This is a genomic window from Delftia sp. ASV31 (assembly GCF_016428765.1).
GTDB classification, from domain to species: Bacteria; Pseudomonadota; Gammaproteobacteria; order Burkholderiales; family Burkholderiaceae_C; genus Comamonas; species Comamonas acidovorans.
This window is the reverse complement of sequence record NZ_JAELTK010000117.1, coordinates 1-14,103: the sequence shown is the minus strand read 5'-3', so window position 1 is coordinate 14,103 and position 14,103 is coordinate 1. Positions and strand designations below refer to the sequence as shown.

The window sequence follows — 14,103 nt, the reverse complement described above, 5'->3', positions numbered from 1 at the left end:
TGGCATACCGATGCCACCGCAACTCGCCTTGTGCTTTCGCAAGCCGGCCACGGGCACGCCACGGACACGCCACACGTACGCCGCAGGTACGATGGCGCCATGCCCTCCACGCCCGACATGCCCCACCTGTCCCGCCTGCAGCTGTCGCTGCGCGATCTGCTGGCCCGCCGCCGCAGCGCGGCCCTGGCCACCCAGCCCGCCGACTCCCCTGCCCCCGGGGCTGGCGATGCACTGCCCGCTCCCCGGCTGTCCATGGTGCCCTGGGCCTGGAATGCGCAGTTTGGCTGCTTTGTGCTGCACGTCAGCGCACTGGCAGCGCACACGCGGGCCATGGAGCTGCACCCGGCCGTCAGCCTGCTGGTGTGCGCGGCCGAAGTGGACGGCGAGGGCGTGCATGCACTGGAGCGCGTGGCCATAGAAGGCGTGGCCAGCACACCGCCGCCCGGCAGCGTGCTGGCCGATGGCGCGCGCGACAGCTATGTGCTGCGCTTCCCCGAAGCCGCGTTCATGACCGATCTGGGCGACTTCCGCTTTGTCTGCATCACGCCATCCATCGCCCGGCACGTGGCGGGCTTTGGCGCGGCGCGCGATGTGTCGGCCCATGACCTGATCGAAGCACTGAGCATCCAGCCCAGCTGACTCACGCGCCCCGCACGTGGGCCGCGATCAGGGCGCCCGCCGCATCGCCCTGCCCCGCCACGCAGGCGCGTACATGGTCTTCCCACATCTGGCCCTGCTGCTCCACCTGGGCATGGACAAAGCGCTGCAGCATGCGCCGGGGATCGTCGCAGCGCTCATAGGCATACGGATCGCCGCGCGTGCACAGCGCCTTGAACTGCAGCCAGGCGGCCTGCCGCGTGACGGGCATGCCCTGCAGGCGCTGCCACTGGTGCAGCAGCTCATGGGCAAAGATGCCTGCGATCTGCGGATGCGACAGGCGCAACGGCTGGCGCGGATCGGACTGCGTGAAGAAGGCGCGCGGCATGAAGATGCGCCCGCCATTCATGGACAGCGCCCTGCGCGTATCGCCCAGCCGCCGCTGGTACAGGCGCAGGCGCGGCAGCAGCGCATCGAGCGAGGCGCCGAAATGCGTGCGCACAAAGGCCTGCTCCTGCGCATCCAGTGGCCGGCTCCAGAAGACCATGCTCAGCCGCCTGGCCCCTGCCGATAGCGCCGCGCCATGAAATCCACAAACGCGCGCACGGCCGGGCGCAGATGCCGCGTGCGCGGATACAGCGCGTGGTAGCTGTACTGCCCCAGATGAAAACAGGGCAGCACCCGCACCAGCTGGCCGCGCTCCACGGCCGAGCGCACGGTATGCCAGGTCAGTGCAGCAATGCCCCGGCCTGCGCGTGCGGCCTCGAAGATGGTGGCCACTGAATCGGTGCGCAGCGCCGTGTGCGGCTGCACCTCGGTCACGGCGCCCTGCCCGGACACCACACTCCAGCGCAATGGGGCCGGGCCCGCCGCAAAGGCCAGCGCGCGGTGCTCGGCCAATTGCCCGGGCGCCTGCACCACGCCCTGGCGCATCAGGTAGGCGGGCGACGCCACCAGCACCAGCGGCGAATGCGTGAGCAGCCGCGCCTGCAGCCCGCTGTCCGGCAATTGGCGGCTGATGCGCACGGCCGCATCCACGCCCTCGGCCACCAGGTCCACCAGCCGGTCGGTGCACAGCAGCTGCAGCTCCAGCTCGGGGAATTGCTGCTCGAACTCGGGCAGCCAGTCGCCCAGCTCGATGGCGCCCACGGCCAGCGGCAGCGTGATGCGCAGCACGCCTGCCACGCGTGCGCGGCGCTGCGCCAGAGCGGCCTCTGCCGCATCGAGCTGCTCCAGCAACTGCACACAACTGAGGTAGTAGCTGCGCCCCGCATCGGTCAGGCTCAGCCCGCGCGAATTGCGCTGCAGCAACTGCGTGCCCAGCTCCGACTCCAGCCATTTGACATGGCGCGACGCCGTGGAATGCGTCATGCCCAGCCGATCCTGGGCCGCCGTGAAACCCTGCGCGTCCACCACGCCGCAGAACACCCGCATGGCTTGCCATCTGTCCATTGCTCATGCACTCCTTTGGCGGGAATTGTGGAGCATGGACCGCTGATGCCGCCCAGCCCGCTCAGCGCAGCGCCAGCTCCAGGATGCCGTCCGTGGACAGCACATCGCCGAACACATCCTCGATCTCGGCCAGCGCGGCACGGTGCAGGCTGTCGGCGTCCACGGATTCGCCGTTGCTGCGCGTGATGGCACGTGTGGCCACGGCATCGCTGGCCACGACGACCTCGAAGCCCAGCGGCGCGGCATCGCGTGCGGCGCCGGCCACGCAGGCGTGGGTCATGAGGCCGCAGATGACCACGGTGGTGATGCCACGCGCGCGCAGCTGGTCGGCCAAGTCGGTGCCGACGAAGGCGCTGACGCTGCGCTTTTGCACCACGGTGTCGCCCGCGCGCGGCTGCAGGCCGGGGTGGAACTGGACGGTGCTGCCATTGACGGCGAACACGGGCGCACCTTCAGGGGCAATGTGCTGGATGTGGAACACGGCAACCTGGCCGGCATCGGCCCATTGCAGCAGGCGCCGGGCCTGCTCCAGGACCTGCGGGCCGCGCGGGATGGGCAGGCGGCCGCTGAAGTACTCGTTCTGGAAGTCGATGACCAGCAGCGCCGTGGCACCCCGTGGCAACTGGCTGCGTCCCGGCGCGCCGGACAGGGCGCGGAGGGTGGGATGGCTGGTGGATTGGGTGGCCTGGCTGGCCTGTTCTGCGAGGGACATGCAGTGCTCCTGAAAACGGGAAGTGGTTGATGCCTGCAGTCTAGAAACGCACAGGGCCCGCCGCAACGCCATGGAGCGGCCAGCATCTGTGCAGTTTCTGCACAGATCACCCATGCTTTGAAAAATGCCACATCTCAGTGATGGCGCATACGGCCTTGGGCCTTGCATCGCTCCAACCGGCCGCGTGCCGGTGAAGGTGGAGATGCCGCATTGAAACATGGCCTGCGGCCCTCCCGCTCAAGAAAGGGCCGCAGGCCGGCACGGCGCTAGTTCTGCAGCTGCTGCCAGACCTTGTCCAGCCGCTTGATGCTGACCGGGTACGGCGTGCGCAGCTCCTGGGCGAAGAAGCTCACGCGCAGCTCCTCCAGCATCCAGCGGTACTCCTGCATGCGCGCATCGATGTGGCCCTTGCGCTCGGCCACCAGGCGCCAGTAGCGCTGCTCCAACGGGCGCAGCTCGGTCAGGCGGCTGGCGTCACGCGCAGGGTCGGCGCGGTACTTGTCCAGGCGGCTGGTGATGGCCTTGAGGTAGCGCGCGTAGTGCTGCAGCTGGGTCCAGGGCGCGGCCGCGATGAAGTTCTTGGGCACCAGGCGCTGCAATTGCTGGGCGGCGTCGGCCGTGGCGTCAGGCGCGTTCTTGGTGTCCTTGATCTTGCGCTGCGCCGCCGCGTACTCGACCAGGATGGTGGAGGCCATGCGCGCCACCTCGTTGGCGATCAGCGTCAGCCGGCCGCGTCCGTCCTGCACGCGCTGCTTGAACTGCGCGTCGTTGGTGGGCAGCGGCTCCTGCAGGAAGGCGCGGTCTATGGCCACGTCGATGATCTGCTCGCGCAGTTCCTCCTGCGTGCCCAGCGGCATGTAGGCAACGGCCATCTTCTGCAGGTCCGGAATGTTCTTTTCCAGGTACTTGAGCGCGTCGCGGATCTGCAGCGCGAACAGGCGGCGCAGGCCCACGCGGTGGCGTGCGGCCGCAACCTCGGGCTCGTCGAAGACCTCGATGCCGACGGCATCGCCGTGGTCGATCAGTGCTGGAAAGCCGATCAGCGTCTGCCCGCCCCGGCCGATCTCCATCAGCTCGGGCAGCTCGCCAAAGCTCCATTCCTTGTAGCGGCTGTCGGCGGGCTGGCTGGGCTTGGCATTCCTGGCAGGCGTGGCCTGGTCGGGCTTTTCCGCCTTGGCAGCGGGCGCTGGCTTCCTCCCAGTTTCGGGCGCGGTGGCAGCGTTGGCAGCGGGTGCAGGGGCCTCCGTGACCGACGCCACCTTCAACGCGGCCAGCGCCTGGAAGGCGCCGCGCGCCTTGGCGCCCAGTTCGGCCTTGAGCGCGCCCAGGTTGCGGCCCTGGCCCAGCTGGCGTCCATGCTCGTCCGTGATTCGGAAGTTCATGAACAGGTGCGGGCTGAGCATGTCCAGCTTGAAGTCGGCGCGCTTGACGTCCAGCGAGGTCTCGTCGCGCACCTGCTTGAGCAGGGCATCGATCAGCGATCCCTGGCCCCAGCGCTCGGGCGTGGTGAAGAGTTCGGCCAGGCGCTGGGCGCTTTCGGGCAGGGGCACGAAGCGGCTGCGCGGGCGCTGCGGCAGGCTCTTGAGCAGGGCCTGGAGCTTGTCCTTGAGCATGCCGGGCACCAGCCATTCCACGCGCTCGTCGCTGACCTGGTTGAGCACGAACAGCGGCACGGTGACGGTGATGCCGTCGCGCGCGTCGCCGGGGCTGTGCAGGTAGCTGGCCGTGCAGTCCACGCCGCCGAGCTTGACCACCTTGGGAAAGGCCTGGGTGGTGATGCCGGCCGCCTCGTGGCGCATCAGCTCGTCGCGCGACAGGCGCAGCAGGTCGGCGTTTTCCTTGGCCGCCTCGCGGAACCAATGGTCGAAGGTGGCGCCGCTGAACACGTCCTTGGGGATCTGCTGGTCGTAGAAGGCGTAGATCAGCTCGTCATCGACCAGCACGTCCTGGCGGCGGCTCTTGTGCTCCAGCTCCTCGACCTTGCGCACCAGCTTGAGGTTGGCGGGCAGGAAGTGCCAGCGCGTATCCCACTGCCCCTCCACCAGGGCCTGGCGGATGAAGATCTCGCGCGCGGACTGCGGGTCGATTCGGCCATAGCTCATGCGCCGGCCGTTGTAGACCACCAGGCCGTAGAGCGTGGCGCGCTCCAGCGCCACCACATCGGCCTGGTTCTTGGACCAGTGCGGATCGAGCAGCTGCTTCTTGAGCAGGTGGGCGCCGACTTCCTCCAGCCACTGCGGATCGATGGCGGCGATGCCCCGGCCGTACAGGCGCGAGGTTTCCACCAGCTCGGCCGCAACGATCCAGCGCCCCGGCTTCTTGGACAGGTGGGCGCCCGGGTGCGGGTAGAAGCGGATGCCGCGCGCGCCCAGGTAGGCGTCGCTTTCATCGCCCTTGTAGCCCAGGTTGCCCAGCAGGCCGGACAGCATGGACAGGTGCACGGCGTCGTAGCCCGCAGGCTCGGTGTTGATCTTCCACTTGTGCTCGTTGACCACGGTCAGCAGCTGCGAGTGGATGTCGCGCCATTCCCGCACGCGGCGGATGTTGATGAAGTTCTGGCGCAGCAGCTGCTCCCACTGGCGGTTGCTGAGCTTGTGCGAGGGCTCGTCATCCGTGCCGGGACCGGTGTCCTGCGGATGGAAGGCCGCCAGCGCCTCGGCCGCCGGGGCGGCCACGCTCTGCCCGCCGCTGCGCTGGGCCACGGGCAGGAAGGCGGCATTGCGCGCCGATGGCTTGGCGGCAGGCGCCTGGGCCGTGGCCATTTCCTTGCGGCTCTTGGCCACCACCTTGCCGCCGCGCGCATCCTGCAGCCATTTCCACAGGCGCAGGTAGCCGCTGAATTCGCTTTTCTCGTCGTCGAACTTGGCGTGCTGCTGGTCGGCCTGCTGCTGGGCCTCCAGCGGCCGGTCGCGCACGTCCTGCACGGACAGGGCGGAGGCGATGACCAGCACCTCGGCCACGGCGCCGCGCGTGCGCGCCTCCAGGATCATGCGGCCCACGCGCGGGTCCAGCGGCAGGCGCGACAGCTCGCGGCCCATGGGCAGCAGCTCGCCGCGCTCGTCGACAGCACCCAGCTCGCCCAGCAATTGGTAGCCGTCGGCAATGGCGCGGCCCGAGGGCGCTTCGAGGAAGGGGAAATTCACCACGTCGCCCAGGCCCAGCGACTTCATGCGCAAGATGACGCCGGCCAGCGAGGAGCGCAGGATTTCAGGGTCGGTGAAGCGCGCGCGTGTGCCGAAGTCGGCCTCGTCGTACAGGCGGATGCAGATGCCGTTGGCCACGCGCCCGCAACGGCCCGCGCGCTGGTTGGCCGCTGCCTGGCTGATGGGCTCGACCAGCAGCTGCTCGACCTTGCTGCGGAAGGAATAGCGCTTGACGCGCGCCGTGCCCGCATCGATCACATAGCGGATGCCGGGCACGGTCAGCGAGGTCTCGGCCACGTTGGTGGCCAGCACGATACGCCGGCCCGTGTGGCTGTCGAAGATGCGGTCCTGCTCGGCCTGCGACAGGCGCGAGAACAGCGGCAGCACCTCGGCATGGCGCAGCACGGGCTGCTGTGCCAGGTGCTTGCGCAGGTGGTCGGCCGCTTCGCGGATCTCGCGCTCGCCGGGCAGGAACACCAGGATGTCGCCGCTGACGCCGCCGGACCACAGCTCGTCCACGCCTTCGGCAATGGCGTCGTTGAGGTCGTGGTCGCGCTTTTCCTCGAAGGGGCGCCAGCGCATCTCCACGGGGTAGGTGCGGCCCGAGACCATGATCACGGGCGCAGGCCCCTTGGGGCCTTCGAAATGCCTGGAGAACCGCTCGGCATCGATGGTGGCCGATGTCACCACCACCTTGAGGTCGGGGCGCCGGGGCAGGATCTGCTTGATGTAGCCCAGCAGGAAGTCGATGTTGAGGCTGCGCTCGTGGGCCTCGTCGATGATGAGGGTGTCGTAGGCCTTGAGCAGCGGATCGGTCTGCGTCTCGGCCAGCAGGATGCCGTCCGTCATCAGCTTGACCGAGGCGTCCTTGGACAGCCGGTCCTGGAAACGCACCTTGTAGCCCACCACATCGCCCAGCGGCGTGTTCAGCTCCTCGGCAATGCGCTTGGCCACCGAGCTGGCGGCAATGCGGCGTGGCTGCGTGTGACCGATCAGGTGGCCGCGCACCTGGCCCTTGTCGTCGGGCGTGGCGTTGACCTTGCCCCGGCCCAGCGCCAGCGCGATCTTGGGCAGCTGCGTGGTCTTGCCCGAGCCCGTCTCGCCGCACACGATGATGACCTGGTGCCGGTCCATGGCCTCCATGATTTCCTCACGGCGGGCGGATACGGGCAGGGATTCAGGGAAGCTGATCTTCAAAGGCATAAGGGGCTGGATTATCCCCGCGCCATGCCGGCGGCGCCACGCGGCTGCAGATTTCCATACGCCTGCCCTGTGCCGCCCGCATGAAAACCCCCGCATGCCAGGGCCTTCGCCAGTGCGGGCCGGCCGCATGCAAGGCATTGCGCACAATCGGCGCTCGCCTTGCCGCCCGCGCCCGGCGCTGGCCGCCTCACCCGCCTTCCTCGATCTGCTCCCCATGGTTTCTCTTGCCGCCCTCGTCATCCCGCTATTGGCCCTGTGGCTGTGGTGGCCCGTCCGCCTGATGCCGCGCCGCGCACGCCTGATGGCGGCCGTCGCCACGGCGGCCCTGGGCTGCACGCCCGCCCTGCTGCTGGTGCTGCTGCGCGAGGGCACGGTCGAGTACCGCACGCTGGCCTATCTGCAGGTGCCGGGCGGCTGGGTGCTGGCCCTGCTGCTGATGCTGGCCGTCTTCATCGTGCTGCGCGACGGCCTCTGGGCGCTGGCCGCCGTGGCCGGGCGCGAGGACTGGAAGCAGCGCCTGCACGCGCCGCTGCTCACGGCCGGCGCACTGGCCCTGGCGGGCCTGCTGTCGGCCTGGGGCGTGGCCAATGCGCTGCGCCCGCCCGAGGTGCACGAACGCACGCTGCGCCTGCCCGGCCTGCCCACCGGCCTGGAAGGCCTGCGCGTGGCCGTGCTGGCCGACATCCACGCCAGCCCCATCAACAACGCGCGCTATGTGCAGACCATCGTGGAGCGCACGCTGGAGGCGCGGCCCGACCTCATCGTGCTGCCCGGCGACATGGTGGACGGCGACGTGGGCAGCGGCCGCGCCAACGTCGCGCCGCTGGCGCAGCTCAAGGCACGCTACGGCGTCTGGGCGGCGCCCGGCAACCATGAGTACTACAGCGGCTACGACGCCTGGATGGCCGAATTCCGCCGCCTGGGCCTGAACCTGCTGGAAAACCGCATGCAGCTGATCGATGTGCAGGGCGCGCGCCTGGCGCTGTCGGGCATCGGCGATCCGGCCTATGGCCGCCTGTCGCGCCAGAACACCGACCCCTCCGTGGCCGAAGGCGTGCCGCCCGACATCGAGACCGTGGCCCGCCAGGCCAAAGAGGCCGGTGCGCAATACCACCTGCTGCTGGCCCACCAGCCCAAGACCGCCCGCGACAATGCGGCCCACGGCGTGGGCCTGCAGCTGTCGGGCCATACGCACGGCGGCCTGATCCTGGGCATGGACCAATGGCTGGTGGCGCCCGCCAACGACGGCTTTGTGCGCGGCGAGTACGAGGTCGGCGCCATGAAGCTCTTCGTCAGCGCCGGCGCAGGCCTGTGGGCCGGCTTTGCCGTGCGCCTGGGCGTGCCGGCCAGCATCGACCTGCTGGTGCTGCGCGGCGCCTGATCCTGCACCGGAGGGCGGCGTGGACGGCTACCGCGCGAACACCATGCACACCGGGCTGGCGCAGTGGGTGCTGGCCAGCGGGCGCCAGGCGTCATCCCGGGCATGGCAGACGATGCTGTCGCTGTCCTCGTTGAGCACATAGAGCAGGCGCCCGTCGGGCGAGGACGTGAAAAAGCGCGGCGTGCGCCCGCCCGAGGCGAAGCCGCCACTGGCGCGCAGCAGCCCCGTCAAAGGATCGACATCGAAGACCGCAATGCCGTCAGCGCCGCGATTGGACACCAGCACCTGCCGGCCGTCGCGCGAGACCTCGATGCCCGCCGCCCGGCTGTTGCCCACAAAGCGTTCCGGCAGGGTGGACAGGATCTGCAAGCCCTGCAGCGCCCCCGTGGCCGCATCGAAGCGGCAGGTGAGCACGGTGTTGTCCAGTTCGTTGACCACATAGGCGCAGGCCAGCGCAGGATGGAAGGCCATATGCCGCGGGCCCGAGCCTTCGCGGCAGTCCAGCCAGGGCTGGGGCGCAGGCACCAGCCGCCCGTGCTCGAAGGCGAAGATGAAGATCCGGTCCTGCCCCTTGTCAGGCACCAGCACGAAGCGCCCGTCCGGCGAGAAGGGGTTGAAGTGCGGCTTGGCAAACGGCTGCTCCTCGCGATGCGGCCCGGGTTGGCCCGGTAGCGCAAGCCGCTGCTGCACGGAGCCCAGGCGCCCGTCCGGTGCGATCGACATCACGGCCAGCGTACCGCCTGGCCCGCCATACCCCTGGTGGCCGTCGCTGGCAGCCGGCTCGCCCAGATGGTCGGAGACCACCAGTTGCCGTCCGCCCGGGGCGATGGCCAGGTGCACCGGGTTGCGCCCGCCGCAGTCCCGGGTCTGCAGCAACGCCAGGCGGCCCGTTGCGGTATCGCGTGCGAAGACGCTGACCTCATGGCCATCGCCATGCACGGTGTAGAGCCGGGTGGTGGCTGCATCGAGCGCCAGGAACGAGGGGTTGGCAAGCCCGTCCACGGTCTGCAGATGCTGCAGGCCGCCCGTGGCTTCGTCCACGCGATAGACGGTGATGCCCTCGCCACGTGCGTCGCGCTCGCGCGTGGTGCGCGAACCCACGTAGGCGTACAGGGGGCGCGACGCTGAGGTGCTCATGCCGATGCGCCCGCCAGCGGTGCGACGGCCGCGCCCTGAATGCCATGGCGCTGCAGCGCCTCGGCCACAAAGCCGCAAGCCTTGGCCTCCTCCACAAAGGCCGCCAGCACGCGCAGAGCTTCATCGCCCCGCCCCTTGGGCAGGCCCATGGCCTGCTGGATCACCATGAAGCGGCCCGGCAGCAGGCGCAGGCCCGGCAGGCGGGCGGCATCGGCCTCCAGTTGCTGCTTGACGCCGGCGGCCACATCTGCCGTCGATTCCACAAAGGTCTGCACCACGGCGGGCGAGGACACGGCGCGCTCTATCTGCGCATGCTTGAGCTCGCGGCTCAGGTACAGGTCATAGGCGCTGCCCTTGCCGACCACCACGGTATGCCCGGCCCGGTCCACCTGGGCGTTGTCGGTCAGCGGCGAATCCTGGCGCACCAGGTAGCTGCCCTCGATCAGCACATAGGGCGCGGTAAAGCCGATGCCCGCGCCGCGCACGGGGTCCACGGCGAAGAAGCCGAAGTCGGCCTCCTCGCGCGTGACGGCATCCACCGACTTGGCGGCCGTATCGAAGACCACCAGTTCCAGCTCCAGCCCCAGCTGCTGCGCAAGGCGCCGGGCCAGGTCGATGGACACGCCTGCGGGCTGGCCATCGGCCTGCAGCCGCGCAAGTATGGGATTGCCGGTGTTGATGGATGCGCGGATGCGGCCAAGCGGCGCGAGGGTGGACAGCAGCTGGGAAGACGGTGTCATGGATCGGTCCCGTGGTTGAAATCCGCCGCAGTATCGCACTGCCGGCGGCCGCCTCCCACGCCCTATCCACCCTCTCCCGGCGCCCCCGACCTACCCCTCATTGACCACCAACGACAGCGCATGCGCCTCGGTAGGCAAAGGCACATCCCAGCGCTGCAGCAGGCCGAGCAGGGCCGCGTTGGTCAGCGTGGTGTCGCGCGCGCGGTTGCGGGCCAGCAGGGTTGGGCGGCTGGCTTCCAGGTGCACGAGTTCCACGCGGGCGCCGTAGGCCAGGCACAGGTCCACGGTCTTGCCGCGCATCTGGCGCGACAGGTGGGTGGCATTCCAGACGAAGGGCTGGCCCGCGCGCAGTAGGGCCTTGGCCTTGTCCACTGCATGGTGGGCAGCGGCGCCCTCGTTCTGGCCGTGGCGCAGGCCCAGCTCCGTACGCGCATCGTCGAAGGAGACCACGGGCAGGTCGCCATGGTGGGCGGCCACCCAGGTGTTCTTGCCGCTGGCCGGCAGGCCGCACATGACGATGGCGCGCGAGCCGGCCTGCTCGTGCAGCGCATAGTCGGGATGCAGCTGCGCGCCCCGGAAGTAGCGCACCGCCGTCTCGGCCGAGGCAAAGCGGCGTGGCGTGCGCAGGCAGCCCTCTTCCAGCGCGAACTCGCGCACCAGCTCGATGTTGACCAGCACGGACGCAATGTCCGGGCAGATGCGACCGCGCATGTCGGCCCGCGCCAGCAGCGTGAGCAGGTGCAGGTCCACCTGCCAGGACAGTTCGCGCACGATGAACTCGGGCGAGTGGCCGCGCCGCGAATCGGCAAAGGCGAAGAACGGCACCTGGTGCACGGCGATCAGCCGGCAGATGGCCTCGCGCTGGTCCACGGGCGCGCCGGCTTCCCAGAGCATGAGCCGCGCATCCAGCGCACCGCGGCGCGAATGGCCGGGCTGGCCGATGCGGCCGTCCTCGCTCACCACGGTGGTCGAGCACTTGGCCACGTCGTGCAGCAGCGCGGCCAGGAAGACCGTCTCGCGCTCGGTGGCGGTGAGCGCCGCATGGCCGGGATCGGCCAGCAGCTCGCGCACCACCATCTGCGTGTGCGTCCAGACATCGCCTTCGGCGTGATAGACGGGGTCCTGCGGCGTGGTTTTGGCCTGCTCCAGCTGAGGGAAGGCGGCCAGGCAGGCCGCGAAGTCGGGGTCGGCGCCGGGCTGCGGCACCAGGGACTGGATCTGTTTCCAGTTCGTCATGGAAATCTCCTTGCGATGGGTCTGCGCTGCAGGCCTCACCAGCTTTTTGAAATATCGGCCGCAAAGATGTCTGCGCCTTCGCGCAGCCCGTTGGGGACGATGGGCCGCTCGCTGTGGTGCGAGCCCGAGTCGAGGATGACCTGCACGAAGTCCGGCCGCACGAACTTGTAGCGCGCCACGGTCTGGCCGTCCTCCTCCACCTTGAGGTACAGGCCTTCGGCCAGCTCGGAGCCGTCGGTCTGCCGCCAGCACAGCGGCAGGTCCAGCTTCTGGCGGGCCACCACCTGCTCGAAGGCCTGGCGCCAGCGCGCGCTGCGGCCCAGCGAAGGGGCCAGCAGCGCCAGCAGGTCCTGCATGCGCCGGGGCGCCGCCCCGCTGTAGAGCACGGGCACCGAGACCACGGGCACGCCGGCCAGCAGGGCATGGCGGCGCGGCGTGTCCAGAAAGCACTGCGCCGAGCGGTCCCAGATGTCGAACTCGCAGAACCAGTGCGGCAGCGCGTCGTAGAACAGCGAGTGCTTGGCGTACATCCACTCGCCGAACACCTGGTAGCGGTCGTCCAGCAGGGACAGCAGCGCGCCCTCATGGGCCTGGGCCCATTGCTTGAAGAGGTTGAACTGGCGCTCGCGCCCGCCGGGCCGCTCGCTGTCCAGGTAGTGGCCGCGCGACTGCAGCAGCAGCTGGCCGTCGCCGGCAAAGCTCAGCGCGGCGTTGGCGCCGTCGAGTTTTTCCTCGACGACGATGTGCCGGCCGGCCAGCCGCTCATAGGGCACGGCGTCGTCCTGGTCACCGGACTGCAGGCGCGAGCCGCGCAGGTGCGGCGTGCGGGGGTATTTGAGGATCTCGACGCTCGCAAGAAAGTGAGCGCCTTGGGCAATGGATGGGGTCATGTCGTGCTTTCCGAAAACGATGCAGCACCCCACGGCGCCATGCCGTGGAGCGGGAAAAGCCGACGACGACGCCAGGCGCCGCAATGCAGGGGATGCAGCGACAGCGCGGCCTGGCCCGTGGTGGCCGGGCCGGCAGGCTGTCGAAGGGGAAGATGGCAGGACTGTCGGGGCCGTCCGCAAACCGGACGGTCAGCCGCAAGCCCTCAAAAGGCCACGCACCGCAGCGCACACGCAAAAGACATCCGGGGCAAGGCCAGGATCAGCGTGTGACGAAGTCGTTCAGCAGGAAGCTGTGCGGCGGGGCATGGTGCACCTCGAAAGGGTGAGGGTGGATGGGAGGGGTGCGAGTCTATCGCCCGTTGCCCCGCAGGCACAAGCGGCTGCGCGCCATGCCGGGCCGATTGTTGGCTGCTAGCCACGCACGGCGGACTTGAAGGCGGCGCCCAGCGCATCCAGCGCCGCGCGCGGCCGGCCTTCGCGCACGCGGGTGTGCAGCAGCACGGGCAGGCGCGGCAGCGTGGGCAGGCCCAGGCGCGGGCCCACGTCCACGGCGCCCAGGGCCAGCATGCGCGGCGCAAGCGCGGCCACGCCCAGCCCCGCCATGACGGCGGCCGAGACAGCGGCCACGCCGCCGCCCACGAACACCTCGGTCCACGGCATGCGCGCCGAATCCAGCAGTTGCCCGGCCATGGCGCGCACGCCGCAGGGCTCGGCCAGCGTGGCCAGCGGCAGGGGCTCGCCCGCGCGGTGCTGCCAGCCGGGCGCGGCAAACCATCCGAAGGGCTCCTCGGCCAGCAGCTCGCCGTCGTCACGCCCGGCATGCGTACGAACGATCACCGTGTCGTACTCGCGCCGGTCAAACCCCTGCAGCAGCGGGCCGGACGATGCGATGCGGATGTCGATCAGCAGCTGCGGGTCCTGCGCATTCATGCGGGCGATCAGGGCCGGCAGCTCAGGCCCGGCCACGTGGTCGCTGATGCCGATGGTCAGCCGCTGGCGCGTGCTGACAGCCAGCGCCAGTGCGCGCTCATGGGCCTGCAGCAGTTCGCGCGCATGGGGCAGGAAGTCGGCACCCAGCGCCGACAGCTGCACATGGCGCGGCGTGCGCTCGACCAGCCGGCAGCCCAGCCGCTGCTCCAGCCGCTTGAGCTTGAGGCTGACGGCGGCCTGCGTGGTCTGCATGGCTTCGGCCGCGCGCGTGAAGCTGCCCAGCTCCGCGATGTGCACGAAGCTCTGCACGGCATCCAGGTCAAGGGGTCGTTGAATCATTGCAATTCATTATCACTGATATCAGAAATCATGGCTTTTCAAAATAGCTGGCGCCGCCTACCTTCGAGGCTCCCACAACGCAAAGCAACGGAGCCACACCATGCCCATGACCCGGATCAACATGCGCGCCGGCAAGTCCCCCGCCTACCGCCAGGCCATCTGCGACAGCCTCTACCGCGCCATGCGCGAGACCTTCAACGTGCCGGAGGACGACCAGTTCATGACCATCACCGAGCATGACGGCGACAACTTCCGCTACAGCGCCTCCTACCTGGGCGTGGCGCGCAGCGACGATCTGGTGCTGGTGCAGCTCACGGTCAGCAACACCCGCAGCCTGGAGCAG

Annotated in this window: 12 protein-coding genes; 3 read left to right on the top strand and 9 right to left on the bottom strand. The window is 69.5% G+C overall.

The features are described from left to right. Positions 1 to 99: 99 nt before the first annotated feature. Positions 100 to 639: a pyridoxamine 5'-phosphate oxidase family protein gene (locus JHD82_RS26590; protein WP_046241376.1), complete on the top strand. Its 540-nt coding sequence runs from the start codon at positions 100 to 102 to the stop codon at positions 637 to 639. A 1-nt stretch (position 640) separates the two neighbouring features. On the opposite strand, the gene JHD82_RS26585 is transcribed toward JHD82_RS26590, so the two are convergent. The 4 genes from JHD82_RS26585 to hrpA form a co-directional block, all read right to left on the bottom strand. After that, positions 641 to 1,144 (bottom strand): hypothetical protein, encoded by a 504-nt coding sequence (locus tag JHD82_RS26585; RefSeq protein ID WP_012206346.1) that lies wholly within the window; start codon positions 1,142 to 1,144, stop codon positions 641 to 643. Positions 1,145 to 1,146: 2 nt separating this feature from the next. Beyond that, a complete protein-coding gene (locus tag JHD82_RS26580) occupies positions 1,147 to 2,049 on the bottom strand; it encodes a LysR family transcriptional regulator (RefSeq protein WP_199139737.1) in 903 nt (300 codons plus the stop codon). A 61-nt stretch (positions 2,050 to 2,110) separates the two neighbouring features. Continuing rightward, positions 2,111 to 2,761 (bottom strand): cysteine hydrolase family protein, encoded by a 651-nt coding sequence (locus JHD82_RS26575; protein WP_043782327.1) that lies wholly within the window; start codon positions 2,759 to 2,761, stop codon positions 2,111 to 2,113. Between the two features lie 266 nt (positions 2,762 to 3,027). Next, positions 3,028 to 7,107: an ATP-dependent RNA helicase HrpA gene (gene hrpA / locus JHD82_RS26570; protein WP_199139735.1), complete on the bottom strand. Its 4,080-nt coding sequence runs from the start codon at positions 7,105 to 7,107 to the stop codon at positions 3,028 to 3,030. Positions 7,108 to 7,321: 214 nt separating this feature from the next. Between hrpA and JHD82_RS26565 the strand changes: the two genes are divergently transcribed. Next, on the top strand, positions 7,322 to 8,488 hold the full coding sequence (locus JHD82_RS26565) for a metallophosphoesterase (protein WP_233174903.1): 1,167 nt from the start codon (positions 7,322 to 7,324) through the stop codon (positions 8,486 to 8,488). 27 nt (positions 8,489 to 8,515) lie between these two features. Here JHD82_RS26565 and JHD82_RS26560 read toward each other — a convergent pair whose 3' ends face one another. From JHD82_RS26560 to JHD82_RS26540, 5 genes are all read right to left on the bottom strand, one after another. Further along, positions 8,516 to 9,625 carry a lactonase family protein gene (locus tag JHD82_RS26560; RefSeq protein ID WP_199139731.1) on the bottom strand — a complete coding sequence of 370 codons (1,110 nt, stop codon included), beginning with the start codon at positions 9,623 to 9,625 and terminating at the stop codon, positions 8,516 to 8,518. After that, positions 9,622 to 10,365, bottom strand: coding sequence for an ABC transporter substrate-binding protein (locus tag JHD82_RS26555; protein WP_199139729.1), 744 nt, complete (start codon positions 10,363 to 10,365; stop codon positions 9,622 to 9,624). Before JHD82_RS26555 ends, JHD82_RS26560 begins: the two co-directional genes overlap by 4 nt. Before the next feature lie 90 nt (positions 10,366 to 10,455). Beyond that, positions 10,456 to 11,601 carry an AAA family ATPase gene (locus JHD82_RS26550; RefSeq protein ID WP_199139727.1) on the bottom strand — a complete coding sequence of 382 codons (1,146 nt, stop codon included), beginning with the start codon at positions 11,599 to 11,601 and terminating at the stop codon, positions 10,456 to 10,458. Between the two features lie 35 nt (positions 11,602 to 11,636). Further along, a complete protein-coding gene (locus tag JHD82_RS26545; RefSeq protein WP_199139725.1) occupies positions 11,637 to 12,491 on the bottom strand; it encodes an RNA ligase family protein in 855 nt (284 codons plus the stop codon). A gap of 411 nt (positions 12,492 to 12,902) precedes the next feature. Beyond that, on the bottom strand, positions 12,903 to 13,760 hold the full coding sequence (locus JHD82_RS26540; protein WP_013801722.1) for a LysR family transcriptional regulator: 858 nt from the start codon (positions 13,758 to 13,760) through the stop codon (positions 12,903 to 12,905). Positions 13,761 to 13,860: 100 nt separating this feature from the next. On the opposite strand from JHD82_RS26540, the gene JHD82_RS26535 reads away from it, so the two are divergent. Continuing rightward, positions 13,861 to 14,103 (top strand): tautomerase family protein (locus JHD82_RS26535; RefSeq protein WP_199139723.1); only part of this gene is annotated, 243 nt, incomplete at its 3' end.